Here is a 23,216-nt window from a genome sequence, read left to right as displayed (position 1 = left end):
GCGGTGACGTCTGTTCGACGCGACCGGGCAGATGCAGTGCCGGGTGCGGGGGACCCCGGTGCCCGTTACCGGCGTATCCTCCGGTTCGCTCTGTGGCATCTCACGGTTACTTGGTGGTTTGAGCTCTTTCTCCCTCGTGTCGGGCTGAGCAGAATCGCGGAACACACCAGGACCAAGAGGATGCAGCGCTTCGCGCAGCGCTTCCATGCGCTCGCGGTGGAGCTTGGCGGTCTGATGATCAAGGTTGGCCAGTTCATGTCATCCCGGCTCGATGTGCTCCCGCCGGAAATCACCGCTGAACTGGAAGGTCTTCAGGACGAGGTGCCCGCCGTCCCGTTCCGCGCGATCCGTTCCCTTGCCGAGGCGGAGCTAGGTGCGCCGTTGGAGTCGGTGTTCGCCTCAGTCGAGGAGATTCCCATTGCCGCGGCCTCCCTTGGGCAGGCGCACCGTGCGCAGCTTCTTCCCGGCAATGCCGCGGACATCGGGCTCGCCAGCGCCGTGTTGAAGGTGCAGCGGCCGGGCATTGACGCGATTGTCGACGTCGATCTGGCCGCGCTGCGTAAGGTGGGCGGCTGGCTCAGCCACGTGCGCCTCGTGTCAAACCGTGCCGACATCCCCGCTCTGGTCAAGGAGTTTGCGCAGACCAGTCTCGAGGAGATCGACTACATGAACGAGGCAGCGAATGCAGAGCGATTTGCCGCCGACTTCGCCGACGACGAAAGGGTGACTGTGCCCGACGTCGTATGGGAGCGGACCACGCGCCGCGCGCTCACTCTCGAGGACGTCACGGCGATCAAGATCACGGACTCAGAGGCGCTTCTTGCGGCAGGCATCGACCCAGCGGAGGTTGCCCCCGTCTTTGCGTCGGTCATGTTCGACCAGCTGTTCACGAACGGCTTTTTCCACGCCGATCCGCACCCGGGCAATATCTTCATCACGCCGGCTACCGATTCATCCGCAGGGCATCCATGGAAGCTGACCTTCATTGACTTCGGCATGATGGGCGAGGTTCCGCCCAAGACCCGCAGCGGTCTGCGGAAGCTTCTCATCGCGGCCGCCTCGCGTGACGGTAAGGGCTTGGTCGCCGCGATCAGGGACGTGGGTGTGCTGGTGCCGTCAGCTGACACAGTCAAGCTTGAGCAAGCGATGACGCATCTCTTCGCCCGGTTTGGCGGGATGGGTTTCGCCGAGCTTCGCGAGGTCGACCCGCGCGAGTTCCGTGATTTTGCAATGGAGTTCGGTGACGTAGTCCGGACGTTGCCATTCCAGTTGCCGGAGAATTTCCTCCTCATCATCCGCGCGATGTCACTGACGTCGGGTGTGTGCAGCTCGCTAGACGCCCGGTTCAATCTTTGGGACTCGGTCGAGCCCTACGCGGCGCAGCTGCTGCGAGACGAACGCGGCAACATCGTGCAGGATGTGGCTCAGCAGGCGCTCGACGTCGCGGGGGTCGTCTTGCGTCTGCCGAAACGCCTGGATGGGCTTCTTAGCCGGATTGAGGACGGTTCACTGTCGGTGTCAAATCCGCGCCTTGAACGGCAAATGGCACGGCTTAGCCGCACAGCGCAGCGACTAGCATCGGCACTGGTGTTTGGAGCCTTGCTCATCGCGGGTTCCGTGGTCCGAGCGGACGACACTGTGCTCGGAAATGTGCTCATGATCGTGTCGGTAGTTCCGCTGCTGCACGTGTTATGGCGGGGACGCCGCTGAGCAAGCGCAGCGGGATGGCTTCACATGGAAACCAATATCGAACAGGCTAGGAGTTCGAATCTCCCCAGCTCCACTGATGGGACAGGCGATGGGAGGGCGATGAGACCGTTCCTTCGGCGTCTGACGGGACGCGCTCCCATTGCGATTCCTGAGGCTTAGAATCCCCGTACTGGGATAAAGGCTTCCTTGTGATTGCCTATGTGGGGGTGCGAGTTGGGGATCCGTCATCCCAAGTCGAAGACCTTAGGACCTGTGAGGATCACGGCGTCGAAGCGCGGGGTCAGTGCAAGCATTGGGGCGGGCCCGTTCCGGGTTACGGAGTCCACTACAGGCCGCACGACGAGCACAGTGGGGATCCCCGGAACGGGTGCCTCGTATGTGACTACCAGCTCGAACCGCCGCTCAGCACGGAAGCCTGCTGCGAGCGCATCCCAACCGACTCGCCCGCAGGTTGCGCGTCAGATCATCAGCGACGAGACATGGCGGGAGCTTCTCGCAGCCGATGGGACGCACGCGGCGTTGAAGTTTCAGCGGAACTTTGTTCGCGCGGCCGTCGCACGCGCAACGGGCAAGCGCCCTAGCCTGTTGCACCTAACTTTGGGACAGGCGACGCTTGTCTTGGGGTGTGTCGGTCGGAGCCCGGCGAAGCTGACCGCCGGAGGGCGCGGCGTGCCCGGGCTCGAGAAGGTCGGGACGATTGCCCAGTGGACCATGGTCGGGCTGCTGGTGCTGATCGCAACGGTATCCTCTCCCGTGGGGTTCGTCCTGGCCGCGGGGACCGTCGGGCTGATGTTTCTGTTGCGGAAGCGGCGCTGGAACCGCCAGGCCTGGGAGGACAGGACCGGGTCGGCCAGTCCAGTCAGCGCCGCACAAAGAATCGCAGTTCCTGATGTCCCGATGGAGGCCCCCGCGGGCTACGCCGAGCCACGGCGGGTCGCTATTGAATGTCGGGCACCAAGTGCGCCAGTCACTCGTCCCTACTCCAGAAGCCTGGGGGAGTATCGTGTGTCGCTGGCCGGTCGGAATGGCCGAACGTTGAAGTCGTGGGCGAGCACGCGTACGGCAAGACGATCCAAGCCGCGCTCCGCGCCTGTAAGGCGTCGACCGCCGTCGGGAGGGGCAGCGAAGCTGAAGACGTTCAGGTGGAACTCGTGGCCGAACCCGATAACCCGTATGACAAGAATGCCATCAGTGTTCGTTGGCGGAATCAGGTCCTTGGCTATCTCAGTCGTGAAGATGCGGTCCGTTACGCGCAACCTGTCAGGAGAATTATTGCCAGCGGGTTCACGGCGGCTACGACGGCTCGCATCTGGGCGTTCGACGGCGGCGATCGGCTGCAAGCGCGGGTCACCGTCGCGCTGCCCGAGCCGGAGTTGATCGCGCCGCTGAATGAGGCGCCGGCGGGCGCCACCGCTCTTGTGCCGTGGGGATCGGCGATGCAAGTCCTCAAGGAAGAGAACCATTTCGACATCCTTTTCAAGCACGTGCCGCCGGACGGGGCTGGCCTCCTGCTAGTCAGCCTTCACAAGGCGGTCCGCACTCTCAAGAACGGTGTCGAGCGTCCTTTTGTCGAGGTCTGGCTTAACGGCGAACGCGTCGGTGAGCTCAGCAACGTCACCGCTGCGCATCTGCTGCCGCTTCTCGAGCACACCGAGGCTGTCGGGAAACCGCCCTCGCCTACGCAAAAATCACCGGTTCTACCCTCGCTGCGCGGCTCGTTCTGCACGCCGCCAAGGCCACAGAGATCAGCAACGACCGGCTATCCGACGGCCCGCACCCCGCCCCAACGCTCCTCCCATGGTGCCGATGGCCCTACTACGCGGACGGGCAGCGCGTTGTCGTCCCGCAGCAGGGCGCGAAGCAACCGCCGTTCCTCCCAGCCGAGCAAAAGGGGTGCTTGGCCGCGTCGCAGCACCAGGCCACTGTTCGGAGTCGCGTACCGTTTCTGCAGGTCGGAAAGCTCCTCGGCTTGCAGCACTGCTACGGTGCTGCCCGCGGCCCGGTCGACCAGGCGGACCAGCGACGAGGGGCCTGTGAGATCAGTCGCAACGAAACGCTGCTCGCTCGCGGCAAGAACTGTCCTTTGCGCCGCGCGGGTCACGACCAGCGGACGTGACGGCCCGCACAGCAGGCCGCTCAGGACGTCCGCAGCGGCGCCAGGGCGGCCGGTTCTCCGCGCGGCCGCCTGCATCCGTTGCAGCCGGCCGGGCTCGCGCAGCACCTCGTCGATCTTCCAGCCGATCGTTGCGGGGCTGTTGCAGCGGACGGCTGCCCCCTGCTCCATCAGGTAATCGCCGTTGCGAACCTCCTGCCCCGGGATGGGGTTTACAAGTACCATGGGCAGACCCGCAGCCATGCACTCCGACGCTGAAAGCCCGCCCGGCTTGCCGACAAACAAGTCCGCGCGGTCCAGCAGCTGCGGCATCTCCGTCGTGAACCCGAGCACGCGGTAACGGTCGCCGGCGGTCGCGACCAGCTTCTCGATGCGTTGCCGCAGCACGTCGTTGTTCCCGCACACCACCGTGGCCGTGAATGCCGAGCGCATGTGCATCGTCTGCCGCACCACGGAGAACGCATAGTCCCCGCCGGTCGCACCCGCCGAGATCAACAGCATCGGTGGCTTATTGCAATCGCGCACGGGCGCAGGATCGAGGGATTTGTTGATCGGGATGCCCGTGGCCGCCACTCGGTCGGGAGGAAGGCCGAGCGCCATCAGCTCCACCCTCCCTTCCTCCCTGGCCACAAAGATCATGTGGAACGCGCCCGAGAGCCACAAACCCTGGAAGTCATAGTCCGTCGTCACGACAGCGGTCTTCGCATCAACCACGCCGCGGAGGAGCAGTGACGCCAACAGCTGGGCGGGCAGGAAGTGCGTGCACACGATCGCCGTCGGTCGGAACCTCTTGATCGCACTGATGACCGGACCGGCGTTCACCCGTGTCCAGGGGTCGATTGGGCCGCGGCGTCGGAAGGGCGGGTTGCTGATGTCGTAACCCCACTCGACCAGCCAGGGTAAGCCCTCGACCAGGACGAAGTATCCCTTCCCCAGCAGTGCGCGGTAGAGCACGCTACTTACCTGCAGCACGTCCAGCACCTGCACCTCGGCGATATCAGTGCGCGCGGCACACGCCTGGTGCACCGCCGCGGCCGCGCTGTTGTGCCCTGATCCTACCCCTGCCGACAGGATCAATACGCGCTCTCCTCTGGCGGTGTCCGAGCCTCGTGCCGATGTTCTGCGCATGCAGTGAGGCTAGCAGGCCGAATCACCACAAGGACGAGGCCTGGCCGTGCTCTGTGATGCAAAGGGAGGGGCCGACGCCTCCTGCGCGAGCCCGGGCAGGCATCATGCCTTGATCCGGTCTGCGCTGCTTTGTTTTCGCAATCAATGGATCAAAAGCTTGGTCTGGATGGGGCGAACGCGTCCAGGCTTTTTCGTCCGTGGACGTGTTGCGGCTCAAATGTTTCTGGGTGGCATCTGGCGCCTGTTCTCAGGGGCGGCCTTCGTTGCGGTGGCCCTGAGGAAGGGGGCAGCGCCAGCCTCCCGTCAGGCGCTGCCCGTGCAGCTCACGGAATCAGACTTCAGGAACCTGCGGCGCGGCTTTGCAATGTTCACAATCGCGGCTCGGCCGGGATTTCGCGGAGGGGACGGACGGAGAGCTCGAAAACACCATAAACTGCCAGCGCTCCGGCGAGGATGAACACGATGCCTGCCCAGAGCGGGGCGGAGGAGGCTTCGCCGAGCACGGCGATTCCAATGCTCACGCCGATCAGAGGATCGATCACCGTCAATCCGGCGACCACAAGGTCTGGCGGTCCCGACGAATACGCGGTCTGGACGAAGTAGGACCCCGACAGGGCGGCAGCGATCAAGCCGGTCACACATCCGAAGGTGAGCGCGTCTCCTGGTTCGTAGTGGAATCCGAACCGGACCAGGGTATGGACGCGGTCGATGACGACCTTCGCCAGGGTCGCCACAAACCCGAACAGGACCCCCGCTGCGACGATGTATGAGAGAGTGGTGAGCTTCCTGCGGAGGAAGACGAAGACAGCGGCGAAAATAACCAGCACGGCGGTGAGTACGGCAATGACGATGATCAGCTGGGTGTCGTGGATCGGGACCGTGGTGGTGGTCAGGGCCGCGACAGTGACAAATAGTCCGATGCCTCCGACACAAAAGGTCACGGCCCGGATCGTCTGCGTGCCCAGTTTCGTCCTGTTTGTCCGTGCGTTGAGGACAGCAGTGATGACGAGAGCGAGGGCGCCTAGAGGCTGGACCACAGTCAAGGGCGCCAGATACAGGCTGAAGAGTTGCAGGATTACCGCCAGGCCAAGCATCAGCGTCCCGGCGATCCAGGAGGGTCGCCGTACCAGTGTGAATAGATCTCTGAGGTTCAGTCCTGTCTTTTTGCCGGTCCCGTCCCCGGATTTACCGGCGGATACACCGCGGTGCTGGAATTGGGCGCCCAGGGCCAGGAAGATGGAGCCGATGAGGGCGACCGGGATCCCTAGGGCTTGAGTGGGTGTTAGCGAGATCAGTTCCATGGCCATGGCGTCAGACTACAGCGGGGTCATCACGTCAGCGGTTGTGGCCCCGCGCTTGGATCGTGACGATCGTGGCAACACCTACGGGGTCCGTCAGCAGGGTGAGGAACCGTGCGGTGTTGTGGCGGACCTGCTGGTACTCGCGGCCACCGTCGGCGGGGTTGAGGGGCCGAAATGCAACTTGGGCGAGCGGTCCAAACTTTGTGAGGAAATAGGCGATGTAGTAGCGTCGGGCGAAGTTTTGGATTGCGAGCGGCGGGTAGCGCCCTGGTGCGCGGAGGGCCCGCCCAGCGAAAATAGGACAGCAGAACGACGAACAGACGTAGAGCCTTGCGGTGTTCAGGGCCGGTGACAACTTCCGACGTTTCGAACTCGAGGGGTCCTTTGGGTCAGAGCGCGGGTGAAACACATCCGACAACTGCGGACGCACCGTTTTGTCGTGCACGAATCGGACTGCCGCCATCACGTCGTCGGCGCGGAATTTACAAGCCCGTGGCTTCCAACTGGACGAAGAAACGCTTGTTCGGAGAGAACGGGGCGCTCGTCAGAACCCCTTGGGCGCGTGGTTCTCCTGGATAGTCCCTTCGGTTCTGTTGAGCCACTGGGTCAGTCCGGGCGATGTCCTGACTGAAGCTGTTGGTCCCGGGTCGGTTCAGGAATCCATGGCTTGATTCGGGGATGATTTAGTAGTCGACGGGGACCGACGCCGCGCGTAGCTCCGTTGGAAAGGCCGAAGAGGAGCATCCCGCAGATGCAAGTTTTCCATAAGCCGTCCGCGGTGTCAGCTTCCTTCGATGAGGCGAACTTCGTGTCATCGGCCGGGCTGTTGCCGGTGATGACGCTGGCCGGGGACGCCAGGCTGCACGAACTGACCGATGAACGGCTGGCCGTGCCGACTGAGTTGGCGGATTAGCACCGTGAGATGTCTTTTGCAGAGGGAAAACCCCAGGGGGCCGCCGGCCCCTGGTTGCATAACCACCAACCATCCCCGGTCAATGCCCTGCCATCTGCGACAGCTCCAGACCCATCCTTGCTGCCGTCAACAGCAGCGCCGCGGCCGCGATCCAGACCTCGGCGATCTGCCAGGCACTGCCCCGCGGCCGCCGTCCATCCTCCATGCTTCCACTTCCCCTCACCCAGTGGGGAAACCCTTCTAGAAGCCAAGGACGACACCCAAGTCGTCCGCCCTCACGACCCGGAGGCGTTGTGCACCCGATACCCACAACCACCGCGGCAAACCAGCCACTGGCTGTGGACAACCCGGGTCTGGCCGTCCACAGAAAAGAAGCGGCGCGCCGCCGTATTCCAGGCGCCACTTCCGCAGCCCAGTCGATTTGAACAGATCCCGCCTTGCAACGGCTGGCCCGTCTGCTCCGGTAGAGCTGGCCGTGTGGGACTGTCTCTAGCTCCTCTGTCAAGCAGCGAGGACCAGCTCGCTGGCTTCGGAGGTTTCGTGATCGTCTATCAGAGCCCGGTATACGACGTCTGATAGTCGGCGTTTGAGGATACGCAGTGCTTCCATGCCGCCGTCGCCGCCTGCTTTGCGGCGGGCCACAAGTTCTCGCGCGCCCGGATGGCAGCGGGCCTGGGTGAGCGCGATGCGGTGCAGCGCCCTGTTCAGCTGTCTGTTCCCGGTTCGGGAGAGTCGGTGCCGGGACCGGCGGCGGGGCAGTGACCCTTCTATGGTTCGTCAAGCGTGGCTGGGGGCTGGGTTTGTTGCGTTGAGTGCCGCGCAACGGCTAGATGGCCACAGGGGGGTGTTCGGATGTCAGCGGCGTGTGGCGGGTGTGCGGCGGGTGCGGGTCCGGAGTTGGATGATGCGTACTGCACCGGCTATCGCGACCAGGGCCCCGCCGCCGACCGCGGCGATGAGCAGGGCAATGCCCAGGGAGATGGTCCCGTCCAGGCCGAAGAACCTGACCCTGGCGGCGTCCTGGTTCTGCACGATGAACGCGATGAGCAGGATCAGGAGGACGAGGGCGGCAATGGTGGCCGTCCAGGCCATCCCGGCGCGCGTGAGCACCGGCCGGCGTCCTGCCGGCGGGCCGGCGCCCGGTGCGGGCGGAGGGGTAGGCTCCGGTGACGGCTGTGGTTCTGCATTCATGGGGGAGTCCTTTATCCCTTGACGCCCAGCTTCAGCCTTATCCGGGCTGGATTGCGTCGAAGAACCGGTGCTCCGGCGGAGCGGGCGCTTCTTCGGACCGGGCCCGGAGGAAGTCGAGGTCTTCGGGGGAGAGAGGCGCCTGCGCGTGTTGGTCCGAGTCCGCGGTGATTCCGGTTTCCTGATGGATCGTCTCCGTGATCGTGCGCGGCAGCACCACACACCCGGGGTTCTCGATGAGCCATTGCCGGGTTTCGGGGCTGAGGTTGTCCCAGTGGTCCCTGATGTTGATCTCCATGGTGATCCCTCACTGATTGAATCCGGAGGCAAAGACCCGGGCCGGTCCGGTACCGGGGACGTGATCAGCGTACGCCCGGCTACCACGGAAAGACAGGGCCCGCGTTGACTCATAAAAAACCTCCGCGTAGCCGCATACGTTGCCTCATGGGAAAAGGTCCGGGAAGGGTGGCCGCGGAGATCCTTGAGGGATGGGATTGACGATGGGTGAACGCAAAGCCGTGACGAAGCACCTGGCCGAGTCCTACCGGGCCGGTGACCGGGCCAGGAAGGGGCGGATCCTGGATGAGCTTGTCGAGCTGACCGGCTGGCACCGGGACCATGCCCGGGCGGTTTTGCGGCATGCGCTCGATCCGCCGCGGCCACGGCCCGTCAGGCCGGGACGCGCCCCGGTGTATGGGGCCGACCTGCAGGACGGTCTCGTGCTGTGCTGGGCGGTGCTACGGGGCCCTGCGGGTAAGCTGCTGGCCCCCATGCTGCCGGATCTCGTGCCGATGCTGCGGGCAGAGAAGGTCCTGGACATTACCGACGGGCAGGCAGCGATGCTCGCCCGCATGAGTGCGGCGACCATTGACCGGCGGCTGGCCGGTCAGCGGGCGAAGCTCCTGCCGCATGGCCGGTCCCATACCAAGCCCGGATCTTTGCTGAAGTCCCAGATCCCGATCCGCACCTGGGCCCAGTGGGACAACGCTGTGCCGGGTTTCGTCGAGATCGATCTGGTCGGCCGAGAGGGCGGCGCCGCGTCCGGGCAGTACTGCTTCACCCTCACGGTCACCGATATCGCTACCGGGTCGACGGTGAACCGGTCCGTGCCGAACAAGGCACAGAAGCACGTCTTCGCGGCCCTGCGGCACGTCCTGGCGGTCTTCCCGTTTCCCGTCATCGGCATCGATTCGGACAACGGCAGTGAGTTCATCAACAACGAACTCTTCGAGTTCTGCCTCGAGCACCGCATCACCTTCACCCGGTCCCGCCCGAGCAACAAGAACGACGGCGCCCACGTCGAACAGAAGAACTGGTCCCGGGTCCGTGAGCTTGTCGGCTACCTGCGCTATGACACCGCCGCGGAACTGGAGCTGCTCAACGAGATCTGGGAGCTGGACCGGATCTTCACCAACTACCTGCTACCCCAGCAAAAGCTCATCGCCAAGGTCCGCCACGGAGCCAAGGTCAGCAAAACCCACGACCGTGCGGCGACCCCGCACAGGCGCGCCGTAGCAGACCCCGCCGTGGCACGGATGCCAATGATCCGCATGAACGCCCAATACAAGAAGATCAGGCCGGCCGCGCTCTCACGACAGATACTGGCCCTCACCGGCGGGCTTGAAACCATCGCCACCGCCAAACAACCGGCACCGATCAAACCCGCTGTGAACGAACGATGGAACCACACCAGCCGGAGGTTTTCACATGAGGCAACGAATCAACCTTCCCGGAGCTATTGACGTGAGGCAACAGGGGGGGCAGGAGGAGCAGAGCCGGATCGACCGCCCGGCCGCCGTGGATGGCAATGCGATGTGGTCCCCTTGCCGAGAAGCAGGAACTCTGCGAATCGTCCGGCGCCAACGGCGCATCCGGGCCCGGAGCGTATCGCTGGAAACCCTGTTCCGCGCGGCGTAGATTGGGGCCAGCCGCCGACCCGGGGCTGTTCGAGAACACAATTTGGGAGGTAATGGTAATGAGCGCGTTGCTTTGGATCCTGGCCGTTATCGCGATCGTTTTGTTCATCATCGGCGGCACGGTCAAGGCTGTCGGCTTCCTGCTCTGGATCGCTCCGATCGTGCTTGTGGTCGCTGTGATCATGTTCTTCGTCAACCGCGGCCGAAGCGTCTAAGCCCCGATCACACCCCGGAGCCGCAACCTGGTGACCGACCAGGGCAAGGCATTGAGAGCCGGGGCAAGCCCGGACGGAATTGAAGCAGGGTGCCGACACCGCCAAGGAGACTACAAAGAAGGCAGATTGACGGCAAGCCCGGCTCCCTTCGCGGCGAGGGAAACCCAGCGGCCGGCCAGTCTTGGACCGGACACAGCACCCGCAGGTCAGCCGCGCCAGGTGACCGTGATGGCCTCACCCTCGGGCACGGCTTTGATGTGCAGCGAGACGTCCAGGCCCTCGGGATCACGGCAGGGGTCCGTGCCGGTGGTGGCGATGATCTCTTGGATCAGCTGGCTCAGGGCACGGGCCGTGGCCCTTCCCCAGTCCTCCGGGTGGGTGCTGGAAGCCTCTACGGTCACAGTATGGACGGTTGCTTCGGCTTCGGGCTCGGGGTCTGTCTGCATAAGGGTCTCCATCTGCCTTTCTGCACAGGAAGTGCAGCGCCCGTGATGCGCAGACAGACCTCCAACGAGGTATGAGTCCGTTTCCGTCAGGGCGACTCAGCGGACCCCTGGCCTCGTTGGTCCTCCGCAGTGGGGTTTGCCTTATCTTAGAGGCGCCGCGGCTGGACCGTCCATCGGCGGCGCCCGGCGTGCCCCGGCACCGAAGGCGCTCCGGAGGCCTCGGCATGAGACGCCCATCACGGATTCCTTGGCCAATGATCTCGCCGGTACGTCAGGGTTACTCCGCTGCGGACAGCGGTAGTGGCCGGTCCGTGCGGGGTGCGGCCGGGGGAGTATTAGGCCCGTCCCCCGCAGCGAAAACAAGTAGACGTTACTCTGGCCGGGATCCCTGCGCAGGGGTTGACTGAATTGGACAACGGGCTTGAAGGACCGGACCGGGTCTTCAAGCCCGGCGGTCAGTCGGGGGTGGCGGCGGGGAGTTCTTTTGGATGGGAGTCCGGGATTCGTTGCTGCCAGCCTTGGTCAGGGACGACGTGTGAATCCGGATCTGGATGCTGTCCTGTCGGACCCGCTGGCATCGAGCGTCGAAGACCGGCAGGAGGACTGTTTGGCCCATAGTTGTTGGTTCGGCGGGGGTGTCGACATTCTTCGATGAAGCTTCCGGGTTGGCGACGGTAGCTCTGAAGAACCCCCGGAATTCCGGCGGTATCAAAGGGTGACGAGACATCACCCGGATGCAACTCCGGTCGGACCCGCAGGAGGCGCACCGGATGGCGGGACGCGCGGCCAGACCATGCCACGTCCGCCGAGACTTCCACGAAAAGAGGCTCCACCACCGTCAGGCCCCGTGCCCGTTCCTCGCTGAACCTGTCAAACATCGTCTCGGTGACCTCGTCCGGCCACGGATGATCCCCGTGAGGTTCCCGCAAATGCATGGCAAGGGATTGCCGCCAGGGGAGTGGAGCGGTGGAGCGACCGACAACCCGCAACCGCCCACCAACCGGAAGACCAATTACCGCAGCGGTCGGTTGCGCGCGCGGGCCAATGGCCGCCCGACCCACGACGTCCACGGACCGGCGGCACGGAGACGCAGCGCAGGCAGCCACGTAGAGGTCTTCCATGAGCCAATGCGTCCTTCGCGCAGCCTAAGGCGGCCAGCACTATTGGAGAACATTCAGGGAGGTCCGCATGCGAGCGAATGTCGGCGTCCGGATCATTGTGCACACGCCTGCGCACATCGACGAACCGAGTCGCGACGGCGAAATCATTCAGGTGCGCGGACCCGACGGTGCACCGCCCTACATGATCCGCTGGTCTGACACCGGTCATGAAGGGCTGTACTTTCCCGGTCCCGATTCCGTGATTCACCACCAAGGATCCGTTCACTCCGGCTGAAGCCCACGTGGTGACCGGGCGGATCGCGCTCATCCGTGGAAACCGACTTAAGAGCGGTCCAAGGCCAGTCCAATCGATCACTTCTAGGTTCCGGCTGCCCGGGATTTGCCCTTCTTGGGCACTTTGATGACTTCAGCGGCGAGCTCGACCTCGCTGACGGCGTTAAGGTGAGTAATCCGGTTGCGCCGGGACCTGAGGAAGATGACCGCAACGGCCAGGCACCCGAGAACAGCATCGATCACGACGCCGGCCGTGCCCAGCCTGATGATCAGTGCTGTCAATGCCCCGACGGCGGCCGAAGCGGGCAGCGTGAACAGCCAGCCCAGGCCGACGCGCCCCGCAGTGCCCCAGCGCACTGACGCACCCCGGCGCCCCAGCCCGGAGCCAATGACCGATCCGGAGGCTACCTGGGTGGTTGACAGTGCAAAGCCGAGGTTCGAGGAGGCGAGAATGGCAGCGGCCGTACTGGTCTCGGCAGCGAAACCCTGGGCTGGCTTGACTTCCGTCAGGCCGGTACCGAGGGTCCGGATGATCCGCCATCCGCCAGCGTAGGTGCCGGCGGCGATCGCGGATGCACAGGACACGATGACCCAGATGGCAGGACCTGACCCGACCCGCTGGAATCCACTGGAGATCAGAAGCAGGGTGATGATCCCCATGGTCTTCTGCGCATCGTTGGTCCCGTGGGCCAAAGCGACCAGGGACGAAGTGAAGATCTGACCATTACGGAAACCTCCACGCTTCTGCGTCAGCTTATCCCCTGACGCATCCTGGCGCCGGGTAATCGCATAGGCCAACCGGGTACAGAGGAAAGCCACGCCGCCGGCAATCACGGGGGCACAAACGGCGGGGAGAATGACCTTCGCCGTCAGCACCGTGAAGTCCACGGCTTCAAAGCCCATGCCTACGACGGCCGCCCCGATAAGGCCCCCGAACAACGCGTGGGAGGAACTCGACGGGAGGCCGAGCAACCAGGTCAACAGGTTCCAGATGATCGCGCCCAGAAGACCGGCAAAGATCAGTTCCGGAGTGATCCGGATACCGCCGGACCCTTCACGAATCAGGCCGCCGGAGATGGTCTTGGCGACTTCCGTCGAGAGGAAAGCACCCACAAGATTAAGAACGGCGGCCAGGGCGACGGCGATCTTGGGTTTGATGGCCCCGGTGGCGATGGGCGTGGCCATCGCGTTGGCTGTGTCGTGAAAACCGTTTGTGAAGTCAAAGAACAATGCCAGCGAAATGACCAGCACGACCATGAAGGTGAGATCCATGTGGAACCAATCTGAAGGACGGAACGCCCAAGAGGCTCCGATCGCCTGCAGTGCGGGATCCAAGACCCTGTTGACATGAATCTTACGTCTCATCCGGCAACCGTGAAGCCACCGGACCCATCGCAGTGCAAGGACCGGTCTGCCACAGTCCGCGGTTCCTCTTTGTTCCGACCATCGTTCACGATCAAGCCACCCGGAAGCCCTCGATGCAGGAGCAGCGGTCTTTCTGCGTTGAGAACTCCGGTGAGATCACCTCGGAGAATTCCGCACCCGGCGGCCGGTCTACCTTACGGCACGGAGGTTGCCCGCCATGGGTTCCTTCGAACACGGTGTGTGACCAACGCTATTTTGGCGGCACGGCATGGCGCGTCCGTCATGGGCGGCGTAGCGTGAAAGGCGACATGGTGTTGGGGCGTGCCCTATTTCAGGACCTTTCTCTTTCAGGAGGCGGCACGTGAATCACTCACCACATAATCCAGGCCCTGCCCGGTCAGTCCTTGGAATACACCATGCAACTCCCCGAACCACCATCGGGACCCCCGGAACAGAGGACCGGGCCCGGTACTCCCAAGAACTGATGCGCTCTTCTATGGTTCCAGGCCACGGCGGTGACGAAGAAACCCCGCGGCGGGCCGCCTGGCTTGGCGCATGCCTGGACGTCAGTAGCCACTTCGCCCGCAACGATCCGCAAGCCAGGACCGGCGGACTGGATTTCATCGCAGGCCAGGCCTGCCGCGGCTCAGGATGCAGGCAGGCCCTGATACTCGTGCCGACCAGGACGGAAGGGACATTCCTTGTCGCCGGTGCCGCAGGAGCGGACAAAGCCGACGCAACAGGACAAATTGTCCACCTGGACCCGGCCGTGGGAGATCTGCACTCCGCAACCGCGGGCCAGGCTCTGCTGACAGACGGAGCCGGACTGTCCGGTCAGCTGCCCGGTCCGGACACCGGAGATATCCTTGCCATCACCCTGCAAGCGGAGCGCGTTGAGCATGGACTGCTGGTCCTCCGGGGAGCAAAAGCTCCCGGGTTCACCCGGACAGATCTTCAGATGGGGGCATATTTCGGCTCACACGCGGCTTTGGCACTGCAGCTTCAGGATACTCAAATGACCCGCGAGGAAGACCTGGTGTACTTGGATAGGGACCGCATCGCCCGGGACCTCCACGACGTCGTCATCCAACGCCTGTTCGCTGCCGGCCTGGGAATCCAGACCTTGCCGAACATTGCCGACCACCAAGAAGCCGTCCGACGCGTCCGGGCCATCACCACCGAGCTAGACGAATCCATCCGGCAATTGCGGGAAACCATCTATGCCCTGCATCCCTACCGCTCCAACGAGCCCAATTCCGCAGCCAGGTTGCCCGCAACACGGCGCCCCGTGCCGGAGCCGGATCCGGCGACGGATATTCCAGGTTCCGTGGACTGAACGCCCCGCTGTCCACCGTTTCCACGAAGGACACAGCCCCGGTGACTGCCGTGCCCCCGGCCCCCAATGGCGGGGGCACGGGTTCCGGTCCCGTCCCCGGGGACGGGTCATGCCCGGGGCGGACATCGCTATCCGCGCGTGATCGGGATGTTCTTAGGTGCCGTGGGCTCTGCAGCAGCCGCCTCCGGCAGGGGGGTCCGGACTTCCAGGACGCCGTTGGTGTAGGAGGCCTTGATGTCTTCTTCCTTCACGCCCTCGGGCAGCAGGATGCTGCGGTTGAAGGACCCGTAGCGGAACTCGGACCGGAAACCGCCCTTGTCCTTGTGTTCTTCCTTTTCCTGACGTTCGGCGCTGATATTCAGGTATCCGTCCTCGACGGTGATTTTGACGTCTTTGTCGGGATCGACTCCGGGCATTTCGGCGCGCACGACCAGGGTCTTGCCATCGAGGAATTCCTCGACCCTGATCGGGGCGGGCCCGTTGGTCGAGTCAAACATGCGGTCCAGGGAGTCCATCAGCTCCGAGGGGGATCTCAGGAAGGTGTGGAACGGAGAGGTCCAGCGGGTTGTAGCGAACGGGGACCACTTGAGCAGATCAGACATGAGGGTATCTCCAGACTTGGTGGCAGGGAAGGGCCCGCACTGGGTCCTTGGTGTTCTTCCAGTTGATACCCGCCCGGACGCGGGCGACAGGGGCTATAGTCCCGCCGCGTCCGGCGCACAGACCCCGGGAGGTCCAGGCCAAGCCCGAAGCTGGCGTCGGGGCAACCGTCATCCGGCTGCTCCGGTTTCGGGACGGCTCCAGGCTCCAGGCTTTCCGGGACCGGGAATGCCCGCAACCCCTCCGCCGGACCGCTCGTGTAAGTGCCGTCGGCACTTGACCCTTCTGCGGGAACGAAGCACTCGACCGCCCGAAACCAAGATATGGGATGTTCACAGACGCTATGAGCACGGCGGCGGCCATCAAGGCCACCGTCGGAGAGGACGGAACCGGGGACATCCAACCCGCACCCGCATTCCCGTTCGAGCCTGGTGAGGGGGCGTCGAGGTCACCGAGCGTGGTTCCTCTCGTTCTTTCAGGTCTTTTTGCGGCGGCGTGTGAGGTCCTGGATGTGGGCTGTCCCGGCGATCTCCCGGGTCGTGGTGATGCTTTGAACCGCGGCCGTTTTGGATTCGAACGGGACCGAAACAGCGACAAGGTGTCCGTCGCCATCCATGAGGTGGATCCGGTACTGGCCTCGGGTGGTGCGGATGAGTTTGAAGTTCCCAGCCATGCTCGCGTCTCCTTTGATATGGTTCTCCGGCTACTGCAAGCTTGCGCCCCGCTGCGGCCTTGCGTCGTGCCCGTCCCGCCGTGTTCGGGTGCCTGCCGCCAGGAATTGATTTTCCGGGCGGGGTGGTTGTTGCTGAATGGCCTGCATACCAGGCCCGGCCTTGAAGGCACCGGCCGACTTTCGGAGGGGGACGGTCAGGGCATTGGGACGGCCCATTCCAGCAGTGTTCCACTGGCGGAGGATCTGACGGTGCTTGAGCCGCCGAGTCCCCTGGCACGGTGCTCAAGGTTGATCAATCCGCCGTGCTTGTGGCGGCCGAATCCGGTGCCGTTGTCCTGGACGCGAAGGACCAGCTCCGCGGGACCGGCCGTGATCTCCACGCTGATCGTGTCCGCTCCGGGATGGAGCGCCGTGTTGCTGAGGGCTTCGGACAAGGTTGCGAGCAACTGGGTCGTGAGATTGGGCTCGGTGAGTTGGTCGATGGGGCCCTTGAGTGTGAGCCGCGGCACCACCGTGCCTGTGCCCGAGTTGAGGGTCCGGAGAATTCGGCTGCTGAGCGTCGCGTCGCCGCCGCCGGAGGGGTTCAGCGCGTAGATGGTCTCCCGCAGTTCCCTGATGGATTCGTCCAGTTCGGTGGTGATGGCCCCGACACGCCGCACGGTTTCTTCGCGGTCCGAAATGTTGGGCAGGGCCTGGATCCCCAGGCCGGCGGCGAACAGTCGCTGGATCACGTTGTCGTGGAGGTCCCGGGCGATGCGTTCCCTGTCGGTATGCATCAGCTCTTCCTCGCGGCGCACCCTGGTACTCTCCAGTTCCAGCGCCGACGCTGCGTGGGAACCGAAATACGCGCCCATTTCCACATCTGTCCGGGTGAACCCCGGCGCCTGCGCCCCGCTGAGGATCAGCCACCCCGGCTGGAGGTCCCGTGTCTGCAAGGAGATCGCCAGGACGTTCCCGGTGGACGGGCCGGACAACTGAGCGGCCAGTTCGGCCCCGTCATCCAACAAGGCCAGGCCTGCGCTTGCGTGGAGGAGATCGCTCAGAGCAGCACCCAGGTGGACTGTCCCTCCGGCGGCAAGGGCCTCGTCCCCTCCCGCCGCGGCAACAACGACGAAGGTGCTGTGGTCACTGGCGGGGACCAGCACCACGGCCTGGCTGGCACCGGGGCCGCGGCGGGCCTGGTCCGCGATGAAACGCAGTCCGCCGGTCCCGCTCCGCCCATCGCCCAGGGCGATGCGGCCGCTGACCTCGATGCATGCGTCAAGCCAGAGGGCACGCCGCTTGTCTTCTTCCGGGCGGAGGCTGTGACTGATCGCCCTTCCGGCCGCAGTGGCCAGGGCGATGGCGGCTTCTTCGTCGTCGGCGGTGAACTCGTCGCCATCGATCTTATCGATCCAGCAGATGCTGCCCGCGGCCCCGCTTGACGCCCGGATGGGAACCTCCAGGAGTGACTTCATCGGCAGATCGCGGCTATCCGGGACAGGTAGTGTCAGGGCAGACGGTTCCCCGTGACGTGGCTCATCGATGCCGGCGGTGATGAAGTGCCTTGGCAGGTCGGTTCCTGCGAGGTGCAGAATCCCGGATCGGGCATTGATCAGGACGCAGCCGGAACGAACGAGCTGCTCCAGGACCGGCTTCTGGCCCCGGTCCCTGCCGTCGCCGAGAGGATCCTCGGTTCCCGCGGGCCGTGCAGCGGCCTCGGCAGCGAGTGGTCCTCGCGGAACGGGGTGGACAGGAACCGGATTCTGGGCTGGGTGCATCGCGTGCCGCTTCCTGAGAGAGAAACATCCTGAAATAAGGCACGCCCCAGCACCCTGTCTTGTTTCACGCTACGCCCATTACCGTCCGCGCGGCGGCGCAGCACCCAAATACTTTGTGGGTGGCGCCCCTCGTCCTGGAAGCCCGCAGCCATATAAACCTTCTGCCAGGGTGTCAGGCTCCAGGTGGAACCGCAGGAAGTCTGCCGACGCCCAGTGCCTGTGGCTGTGCTCGATGGTGCTGTCGTAGTTTTCTTCCCTGCCTTGTGCGTGGCCGTTGGGGGAAGGTCCAAAAGCCTCTAGTGGGCTGTTCCGGGCACGGCTAGTGTGACGTGGGGTACATGGCGGCACGCATAGTCGAGCCGGTGTGCCCTCAACCACCAGGAGCGGGGATAAGCATGCCCGGAGTTTCAGACATCTCAGAAGGCCGCGGTCCCGGCGCCGGGACCGCGGTAGTGGAAACGCCGGAACGGAAAGACGATGTGGTCTATTGCAGTGTGTGTGGGTATGACCGTGAAGCCTGGCCTCCGCTCCAGTAGCGGCGGCCAGGCAACGCGTGCCCGTCCCGCCGGTCCTGAAGCCCTGACCCTTCCGCCGGTTCGGTGTGGCGTGGACTCGACAGCCCCCGCCGGGGCCGCCAAGAAAGGACCGGCGACGCCTCCGGAGAGCAGGCTGAAGATCCGTGTCCGTCTGGAGCCTGACATGGGCTCGGCCCGGCTGGCCGTTCACGGAACCGTGACCGAGGCGAATCTCCTGGCCCTGTACGCGGTCGTGCGCCGCACGAATTCGTTCCTGCCGGGAATGGAGATCGTCATCGACCTCAGCGCAGCTGCTGCGGGGACGGATGTCCTTGACCGGCTTGGCGCGGTAGTCCGGGAGGGATTGCTGCCCGGATCCGCCGACCCGGCAAGGCTTCCCTGCCGCCTGCAGGTCATTGCCGGGCGACTGACCCGCGCCGCCTAAGCCTTGATCCACAGATAGGCGGGGGTCCTCGAAGAATCCAACGGGAGACCCAGTACCCGGCCCTGCCTCGCGCTCGTGCCCCTTCCGGTACGGAGGATTTAGCAAGGCATCCAAGGGGCCATCTTGGACAAACTTATCTCGGAGGCGATGTGTCGACCGCAGACGCGGGGCACATTTCCGGGGTCCCAGGGTGCTGACACAGCTCAGGGGGCCTTTGACCCTCGGACTGTGCATAAATCAGCTTTTTGTGTGCCCCTTCGGGGGCATTTTTGTTGGTCCTCTGTCTCGCTTTCTTGGTTGGGGGGTGGTCTGCTTGTCTTGATTCTTCATGGTGGGGTAGGGGCCGGACTGCATGACTTTGACAGGGTGGCAGCTCCTGCTGTTCGAAGGGGATTTCGCTAAATTGCGGCCACTCCGTCTCTGCCGAGCCTGCCGAAGAAATACCCCAGCTCAAGCACGACGTTCTGCCGGGCTCGAGGTTTCATCACGCCGGCGGGTCCGCCCTGATCATCAGGAGTCAACAGGACAACGGCGAATGCGGCCTCCGCTGCGTGGTCCTCGAATTTTTCGTGGTTGTCCGCCCCTTGTTCCTTTGCTCGTGCAGAATCGTGACTTTGTTCTCGACCCGGCTCTGCAGGAATGGCTTCTTGCTCCTTAGTCCTGGCCGCGGACGGGGATCGTGCTGGCGATCAGGACGGCGCTCTTTTCTTCGTTGGTGGCGGGGCGGATCTGGCCGCGTTCTGGGACGAAGGCGATGGCCTCGTCTTTCTGTTCGGGGGCGTTGACGAAGGAGCGGAAGCGGCGGAGCCGTTCCGGGTCTTTCAGGGTCGCGGCCCACTCGTCCTCGTAGGACCCGACGTGCTTGGCCATGGCGGCTTCGAGCTCGTCGGCGATGCCGAGGGAGTCCTCGACGACCACCTGGCGCACGTGCTCGAGGCCGCCGTCGAGCTCGGCTTGCCAGTGGGCGGTGCGCTGGAGGCGGTCGGCGGTGCGGATGTAGTACATAAAGTAGCGGTCGATGTATTTGATCAGGGTGTCGTCGTCCAAGCCGCCGGCGAGGAGCTGGGCATGGGCGGGGTTCGCGCCGCCGTTGCCGCCGACGTACAGGTTCCACCCTTCCGCAGTCGCGATCACGCCGACGTCCTTGCCACGGGCTTCGGCGCATTCGCGGGCGCAGCCGGAGACGCCCATTTTGAGTTTGTGCGGGCTGCGCAGGCCGCGGTAGCGCAGCTCGAGGTTGATGGCCATGGAGACCGAGTCGAGGACGCCGAAGCGGCACCAGGTGGATCCGACGCAGGATTTCACGGTGCGCAGGCTCTTGCCGTAGGCCTGGCCGGACTCCATGCCTGCGTCAATGAGCTCGCCCCAGATGAGCGGGAGCTGTTCGAGGCGGGCGCCGAACATGTCGATCCGCTGCCCGCCCGTGATCTTCGTGTACAAGCCGTACTTCTTGGCGATCGTGCCGATGACGACGAGCTTGTCGGGCGTAATCTCCCCGCCCGGGATGCGGGGGACCACGGAGTAGGTGCCGTCCTTTTGCATGTTGGCCAGGGCGCGGTCGTTGGTGTCCTGCAGGGTGCCGCGCCCGGCGTCGAGCACGTACGCGGAATGCTGCGAAGCGAGGATGGAGGCGATGGTCGGTTTGCAGATGTCACAGCCCGCGCCGGTGCCGTATTTGGCCAGGATGTCTTCGAAGGAGTCCAGTTCCAGGACCCGGATGGCGTCGAAGAGTTCCTGGCGGGAGAGGCTGAAGTGCTCGCACAGGGCCTTGGAGACTTCGATGCCGGATTTCTTCAGCTCGCCTTCGAGGAGTTTCTTGAGCATCGGCACGCAGGAGCCGCACTGCGTTCCGGCCCGGGAGCAGGCCTTCAGTTCGCCCAGTTCCTGGACGGGGGCGTTGCCCTCGCAGCTACCGCACGCGTTGATGGCGTCGCGGATGGTCCCGGCGGGGACGTTGTTGCAGGAGCACAGGATCGCGTCGTCGGGCAGTTCGGTGTCGGGCGCGTCCCCGCCGCCGGCTGCGGTGAGGTAGGCGCCGGGCTCGGCCGGGAGCTCGCGGCCGAGCAAGGGGCGCAGGCTCATATAGGGGGTGGCGTCGCCGACGAAGATCGCGCCGAGCAGGGTCTTGGCGTCGTCGGTGGTGACGATTTTCTGGTAGACGCCCCGGGCCGGGTCGGCGTAGACGATTTCCAGGGAGTGCTCGGTGGTGGCGAACGCGTCGCCGAAGCTGGCAACGTCCACGCCCGAGAGCTTGAGCTTGGTGGCGGTGTCAAAGCCTGGGAAGGTCGCCTGGCCGCCGTGCAGCCGGTCGGCCACGATCTCGGCCATGGTGTTCGCCGGCGCTACGAGCCCCAGGCACATGCCCTCGAAGTTCGCGACTTCACCGATGGCGAAGATTCCGGGGATCTCGGTCTCGCAACCATCGGAAATGACAACACCGCCGCGCGGGCCAAGCGTGAAGACCTGTTCCTCTCCTTCCGCTGCTCGGAAGAGCTCATCGCGCGGCCTGACCCCGATCGCGACGATCACGATATCGGCGTCGATGATGCGGCCGTCGGCCATGAGGACGCCGGTGACCTGGCCATCGTTGTCGGACAATACTTCAGACGGGAACACGCCGCCGTGGATTTCGAAGCCTTTGTCTTTGATGAGGCGGCCCAGTGCCTGGCCGGCGCCTTCGTCGAGCTGGGTGGCCATCAGCCAGGACGCACCGTCGATGACGATCGGCGTGGCGCCTAACCGCTCCGTGCCTGCGGCCGATTCGAGGCCTAGGAGGCCGCCGCCGATGGTGACAGCGTTGACCTTGCGGTCGAGCTTATCCGTAAGCTGCGTGATTGCTTCGTTGATGGCCCAGACGTCTTCGAGCGTGCGGTAGACATGCGTGAACTCGGCGCCCGGGATGGGCAGGCGGGCGGCATTCGAACCCGTCGCGACCACGAGGGCGTCGTATTCGTAGCTGTTGCCGGCCGCGGTTTCCACGGACTTTGCATCGGGGTTGATCCTGACCACCCGCTCGCCGGTGCGCAGGTCCAGCGCATCGTGGTCCCACATCGACGCGTGCCCGAGGGTGAGGTCGTAGTCCACCTCGATGAGCGCCTTGCTCAGCGTTACCCGGTCATAGGGAAGATGCGCTTCTTCGGTCAGGACCGTGACGTGCCAGCCCTCAAGACCGCGGGTATGCATGGCATCGGCAAAACGGTGGGCCGCAGGGCCTCCGCCCGCGACCACGATGCGGCGCGGGTTCTCTGAGGGGGAAGTATGTCCGGTCACTGGCGGCCTTTCGCATGTGCCGCAGAACCGTCATCCGCGACTTGTCACTTCAGACTAAAGACACGCAGTTTCGCGTCAGTTTCCCCTTTGTTTCGTGGGCTTAACTTCGGCATCACGGTGAGGAATGCGCCGATGTGAGGTCTCCTTTACGAACAGGACACATTGTTTGCATTCCGGCGAAACATGGCGGCCCTACCGTGAAGTTGTGGCCGCAAACGGCCCGCGCTGGCTGACGGCATTTGGATCCGCCGGACCGGCAGGCTAAGTGATAGGGGCTGAAATGACCGTAATTCTGGATCGGGAAAAACAACAGCAGCTGAGTGCACCGGCCGAGTCTGGCTGGCATCGCGTGTGCGCAATCGACGAGCTGGAACCGGCTTGGGGCGAAGCTGCCCTGGTCGGAGGCAAGCAAGTAGCGCTCTTCCGCACCACGCCGGATGAGGTCCTGGCCGTATCCCAGCAGGACCCGGCAACGCTGTCCAATGTCATGGCGCGGGGAATCGTCGGTTCCCGTGGCAGCCGTCCCACCATCGCCTCACCGCTCCACAAAGAGGTCTACGACCTTGAGACCGGCGAATGCTTCACCAACCCCGAACTGCGGCTCGCGACCTACAGCACCCGCCTCGTGGACGGATACCTCGAAGTAGCCCTCTAAACAAGGGGCTTCCTCAGCTCCCGACGCCCATGCTGGCCGGTTCCCCCCAAGGAACCGGCCAGCGGTGGTTCTGCAGCCGAATGCTGCCGCCCGGTTTGAGGGACCAGCGGGGTGGTGGCGCCGCGCGTGCCGGCCTCGGAGAGTTCAGCCATAGAACGGACATCATCGATTACCACGTAGTGCAGGAGACTGGTCTTGGTCCCACGTAACCGGCCGGTGGACGCCGTCGGACCCTTTGAGCATGGGTTCCGTGACGCGTCCGCTGTGGTTCAA

Annotated in this window: 22 protein-coding genes and 2 pseudogenes; 10 read left to right on the top strand and 14 right to left on the bottom strand. The window is 64.4% G+C overall.

The genetic code is table 11. The annotated features are described in order from the left end of the window. The first annotated feature begins 3 nt into the window (after window positions 1–3). From BMF89_RS02175 to BMF89_RS22715, 3 genes and pseudogenes are all read left to right on the top strand, one after another. On the top strand, window positions 4–1,710 hold the full coding sequence (locus BMF89_RS02175) for an AarF/UbiB family protein (protein WP_078105445.1): 1,707 nt from the start codon (window positions 4–6) through the stop codon (window positions 1,708–1,710). Between the two features lie 198 nt (window positions 1,711–1,908). After that, window positions 1,909–2,076, top strand: a pseudogene (locus BMF89_RS22720) (DUF4236 domain-containing protein); the annotation flags it as partial. Window positions 2,077–2,654: 578 nt separating this feature from the next. Continuing rightward, window positions 2,655–2,903: pseudogene (locus tag BMF89_RS22715) on the top strand (hypothetical protein); the annotation flags it as partial. A gap of 566 nt (window positions 2,904–3,469) precedes the next feature. On the opposite strand, the gene BMF89_RS02160 reads toward BMF89_RS22715, so the two are convergent. The 3 genes from BMF89_RS02160 to BMF89_RS02150 all read right to left on the bottom strand — a co-directional run bounded on the left by BMF89_RS02160 (window position 3,470) and on the right by BMF89_RS02150 (window position 6,607). Next, on the bottom strand, window positions 3,470–4,951 hold the full coding sequence (locus BMF89_RS02160; RefSeq protein ID WP_078105444.1) for a glycosyltransferase: 1,482 nt from the start codon (window positions 4,949–4,951) through the stop codon (window positions 3,470–3,472). A 368-nt stretch (window positions 4,952–5,319) separates the two neighbouring features. Next, window positions 5,320–6,258, bottom strand: coding sequence for a DMT family transporter (locus BMF89_RS02155; protein ID WP_078105443.1), 939 nt, complete (start codon window positions 6,256–6,258; stop codon window positions 5,320–5,322). Window positions 6,259–6,286: 28 nt separating this feature from the next. Continuing rightward, a complete protein-coding gene (locus BMF89_RS02150; protein ID WP_139359512.1) occupies window positions 6,287–6,607 on the bottom strand; it encodes a hypothetical protein in 321 nt (106 codons plus the stop codon). Between the two features lie 396 nt (window positions 6,608–7,003). Here BMF89_RS02150 and BMF89_RS21845 point away from each other — a divergent pair, with 396 nt between their 5' ends. Then, on the top strand, window positions 7,004–7,165 hold the full coding sequence (locus BMF89_RS21845) for a hypothetical protein (RefSeq protein WP_171983378.1): 162 nt from the start codon (window positions 7,004–7,006) through the stop codon (window positions 7,163–7,165). A 79-nt stretch (window positions 7,166–7,244) separates the two neighbouring features. Here the strand turns inward: BMF89_RS21845 and BMF89_RS22570 are convergent, their stop codons facing one another. The 4 genes from BMF89_RS22570 to BMF89_RS21835 all read right to left on the bottom strand — a co-directional run bounded on the left by BMF89_RS22570 (window position 7,245) and on the right by BMF89_RS21835 (window position 8,651). Then, the gene (locus BMF89_RS22570) at window positions 7,245–7,370 is read right to left on the bottom strand and encodes a hypothetical protein (RefSeq protein ID WP_290439664.1); all 126 of its coding nucleotides are present in this window, start codon (window positions 7,368–7,370) and stop codon (window positions 7,245–7,247) included. Between the two features lie 296 nt (window positions 7,371–7,666). Continuing rightward, window positions 7,667–7,924, bottom strand: coding sequence for a transposase (locus tag BMF89_RS22710; RefSeq protein WP_366214755.1), 258 nt, complete (start codon window positions 7,922–7,924; stop codon window positions 7,667–7,669). A 96-nt stretch (window positions 7,925–8,020) separates the two neighbouring features. Next, on the bottom strand, window positions 8,021–8,356 hold the full coding sequence (locus BMF89_RS21840; protein WP_253190665.1) for a lipopolysaccharide assembly protein LapA domain-containing protein: 336 nt from the start codon (window positions 8,354–8,356) through the stop codon (window positions 8,021–8,023). 37 nt (window positions 8,357–8,393) lie between these two features. Continuing rightward, entirely contained in the window at window positions 8,394–8,651 is a 258-nt protein-coding gene (locus BMF89_RS21835; protein ID WP_253190664.1) for a hypothetical protein, read from the bottom strand. Window positions 8,652–8,853: 202 nt separating this feature from the next. Between BMF89_RS21835 and BMF89_RS02130 the strand changes: the two genes are divergently transcribed. Together BMF89_RS02130 and BMF89_RS21830 are read left to right on the top strand one after the other, a co-directional pair. Next, window positions 8,854–10,095: a DDE-type integrase/transposase/recombinase gene (locus BMF89_RS02130; RefSeq protein WP_078105476.1), complete on the top strand. Its 1,242-nt coding sequence runs from the start codon at window positions 8,854–8,856 to the stop codon at window positions 10,093–10,095. A gap of 233 nt (window positions 10,096–10,328) precedes the next feature. Continuing rightward, entirely contained in the window at window positions 10,329–10,484 is a 156-nt protein-coding gene (locus tag BMF89_RS21830; protein ID WP_171983377.1) for a hypothetical protein, read from the top strand. A 206-nt stretch (window positions 10,485–10,690) separates the two neighbouring features. On the opposite strand, the gene BMF89_RS02120 is transcribed toward BMF89_RS21830, so the two are convergent. After that, window positions 10,691–10,930 (bottom strand): hypothetical protein, encoded by a 240-nt coding sequence (locus BMF89_RS02120; protein WP_078105440.1) that lies wholly within the window; start codon window positions 10,928–10,930, stop codon window positions 10,691–10,693. Window positions 10,931–12,118: 1,188 nt separating this feature from the next. On the opposite strand from BMF89_RS02120, the gene BMF89_RS02115 reads away from it, so the two are divergent. Further along, entirely contained in the window at window positions 12,119–12,325 is a 207-nt protein-coding gene (locus BMF89_RS02115) for a DUF1918 domain-containing protein (protein WP_078105439.1), read from the top strand. Between the two features lie 83 nt (window positions 12,326–12,408). Here BMF89_RS02115 and BMF89_RS02110 read toward each other — a convergent pair whose 3' ends face one another. Next, window positions 12,409–13,596 (bottom strand): inorganic phosphate transporter, encoded by a 1,188-nt coding sequence (locus tag BMF89_RS02110; RefSeq protein ID WP_078105475.1) that lies wholly within the window; start codon window positions 13,594–13,596, stop codon window positions 12,409–12,411. 577 nt (window positions 13,597–14,173) lie between these two features. On the opposite strand from BMF89_RS02110, the gene BMF89_RS02105 reads away from it, so the two are divergent. Further along, entirely contained in the window at window positions 14,174–15,025 is an 852-nt protein-coding gene (locus BMF89_RS02105; protein WP_078105438.1) for a histidine kinase dimerization/phosphoacceptor domain-containing protein, read from the top strand. Between the two features lie 128 nt (window positions 15,026–15,153). On the opposite strand, the gene BMF89_RS02100 is transcribed toward BMF89_RS02105, so the two are convergent. The 3 genes from BMF89_RS02100 to BMF89_RS02090 form a co-directional block, all read right to left on the bottom strand. After that, a complete protein-coding gene (locus BMF89_RS02100) occupies window positions 15,154–15,627 on the bottom strand; it encodes an Hsp20/alpha crystallin family protein (RefSeq protein ID WP_078105437.1) in 474 nt (157 codons plus the stop codon). Window positions 15,628–16,100: 473 nt separating this feature from the next. Next, window positions 16,101–16,298 carry a YegP family protein gene (locus tag BMF89_RS02095; protein WP_078105436.1) on the bottom strand — a complete coding sequence of 66 codons (198 nt, stop codon included), beginning with the start codon at window positions 16,296–16,298 and terminating at the stop codon, window positions 16,101–16,103. A gap of 194 nt (window positions 16,299–16,492) precedes the next feature. Continuing rightward, window positions 16,493–18,058 (bottom strand): histidine kinase, encoded by a 1,566-nt coding sequence (locus tag BMF89_RS02090; RefSeq protein WP_078105435.1) that lies wholly within the window; start codon window positions 18,056–18,058, stop codon window positions 16,493–16,495. Window positions 18,059–18,562: 504 nt separating this feature from the next. Here BMF89_RS02090 and BMF89_RS02085 point away from each other — a divergent pair. Beyond that, window positions 18,563–19,018: a hypothetical protein gene (locus tag BMF89_RS02085; RefSeq protein WP_078105434.1), complete on the top strand. Its 456-nt coding sequence runs from the start codon at window positions 18,563–18,565 to the stop codon at window positions 19,016–19,018. Between the two features lie 398 nt (window positions 19,019–19,416). Here BMF89_RS02085 and BMF89_RS22705 read toward each other — a convergent pair whose 3' ends face one another. Beyond that, on the bottom strand, window positions 19,417–19,659 hold the full coding sequence (locus BMF89_RS22705) for a TIR domain-containing protein (protein WP_366214754.1): 243 nt from the start codon (window positions 19,657–19,659) through the stop codon (window positions 19,417–19,419). Between the two features lie 13 nt (window positions 19,660–19,672). Further along, entirely contained in the window at window positions 19,673–22,288 is a 2,616-nt protein-coding gene (nirB, locus tag BMF89_RS02075) for a nitrite reductase large subunit NirB (protein WP_078105433.1), read from the bottom strand. 280 nt (window positions 22,289–22,568) lie between these two features. Here nirB and nirD point away from each other — a divergent pair, with 280 nt between their 5' ends. Then, a complete protein-coding gene (gene nirD / locus BMF89_RS02070) occupies window positions 22,569–22,943 on the top strand; it encodes a nitrite reductase small subunit NirD (protein ID WP_078105432.1) in 375 nt (124 codons plus the stop codon). The last annotated feature ends 273 nt before the right edge of the window (window positions 22,944–23,216 follow it).

The sequence above is a fragment of the Arthrobacter sp. SRS-W-1-2016 genome (assembly GCF_002009585.1).
GTDB classification, from domain to species: Bacteria; Actinomycetota; Actinomycetes; order Actinomycetales; family Micrococcaceae; genus Arthrobacter; species Arthrobacter bambusae_A.
Note: the sequence above shows the minus strand (reverse complement) of the source record. Positions and strands in the feature narration are given on the sequence as shown.

Coding starts and splice junctions, on each gene's coding strand:
- BMF89_RS02160 (WP_078105444.1), bottom strand. CDS start 4,951: ATGCGCAGAACATCGGCACGAGGCTCGGACACCGCCAGAGGAGAGCGC.
- BMF89_RS02155 (WP_078105443.1), bottom strand. CDS start 6,258: ATGGCCATGGAACTGATCTCGCTAACACCCACTCAAGCCCTAGGGATC.
- BMF89_RS21845 (WP_171983378.1), top strand. CDS start 7,004: ATGCAAGTTTTCCATAAGCCGTCCGCGGTGTCAGCTTCCTTCGATGAG.
- BMF89_RS22570 (WP_290439664.1), bottom strand. CDS start 7,370: ATGGAGGATGGACGGCGGCCGCGGGGCAGTGCCTGGCAGATCGCCGAG.
- BMF89_RS21840 (WP_253190665.1), bottom strand. CDS start 8,356: ATGAATGCAGAACCACAGCCGTCACCGGAGCCTACCCCTCCGCCCGCA.
- BMF89_RS21835 (WP_253190664.1), bottom strand. CDS start 8,651: ATGGAGATCAACATCAGGGACCACTGGGACAACCTCAGCCCCGAAACC.
- BMF89_RS02130 (WP_078105476.1), top strand. CDS start 8,854: ATGGGTGAACGCAAAGCCGTGACGAAGCACCTGGCCGAGTCCTACCGG.
- BMF89_RS21830 (WP_171983377.1), top strand. CDS start 10,329: ATGAGCGCGTTGCTTTGGATCCTGGCCGTTATCGCGATCGTTTTGTTC.
- BMF89_RS02120 (WP_078105440.1), bottom strand. CDS start 10,930: ATGCAGACAGACCCCGAGCCCGAAGCCGAAGCAACCGTCCATACTGTG.
- BMF89_RS02115 (WP_078105439.1), top strand. CDS start 12,119: ATGCGAGCGAATGTCGGCGTCCGGATCATTGTGCACACGCCTGCGCAC.
- BMF89_RS02110 (WP_078105475.1), bottom strand. CDS start 13,596: ATGGATCTCACCTTCATGGTCGTGCTGGTCATTTCGCTGGCATTGTTC.
- BMF89_RS02105 (WP_078105438.1), top strand. CDS start 14,174: ATGCGCTCTTCTATGGTTCCAGGCCACGGCGGTGACGAAGAAACCCCG.
- BMF89_RS02100 (WP_078105437.1), bottom strand. CDS start 15,627: ATGTCTGATCTGCTCAAGTGGTCCCCGTTCGCTACAACCCGCTGGACC.
- BMF89_RS02095 (WP_078105436.1), bottom strand. CDS start 16,298: ATGGCTGGGAACTTCAAACTCATCCGCACCACCCGAGGCCAGTACCGG.
- BMF89_RS02090 (WP_078105435.1), bottom strand. CDS start 18,058: ATGCACCCAGCCCAGAATCCGGTTCCTGTCCACCCCGTTCCGCGAGGA.
- BMF89_RS02085 (WP_078105434.1), top strand. CDS start 18,563: ATGACCGTGAAGCCTGGCCTCCGCTCCAGTAGCGGCGGCCAGGCAACG.
- nirD (WP_078105432.1), top strand. CDS start 22,569: ATGACCGTAATTCTGGATCGGGAAAAACAACAGCAGCTGAGTGCACCG.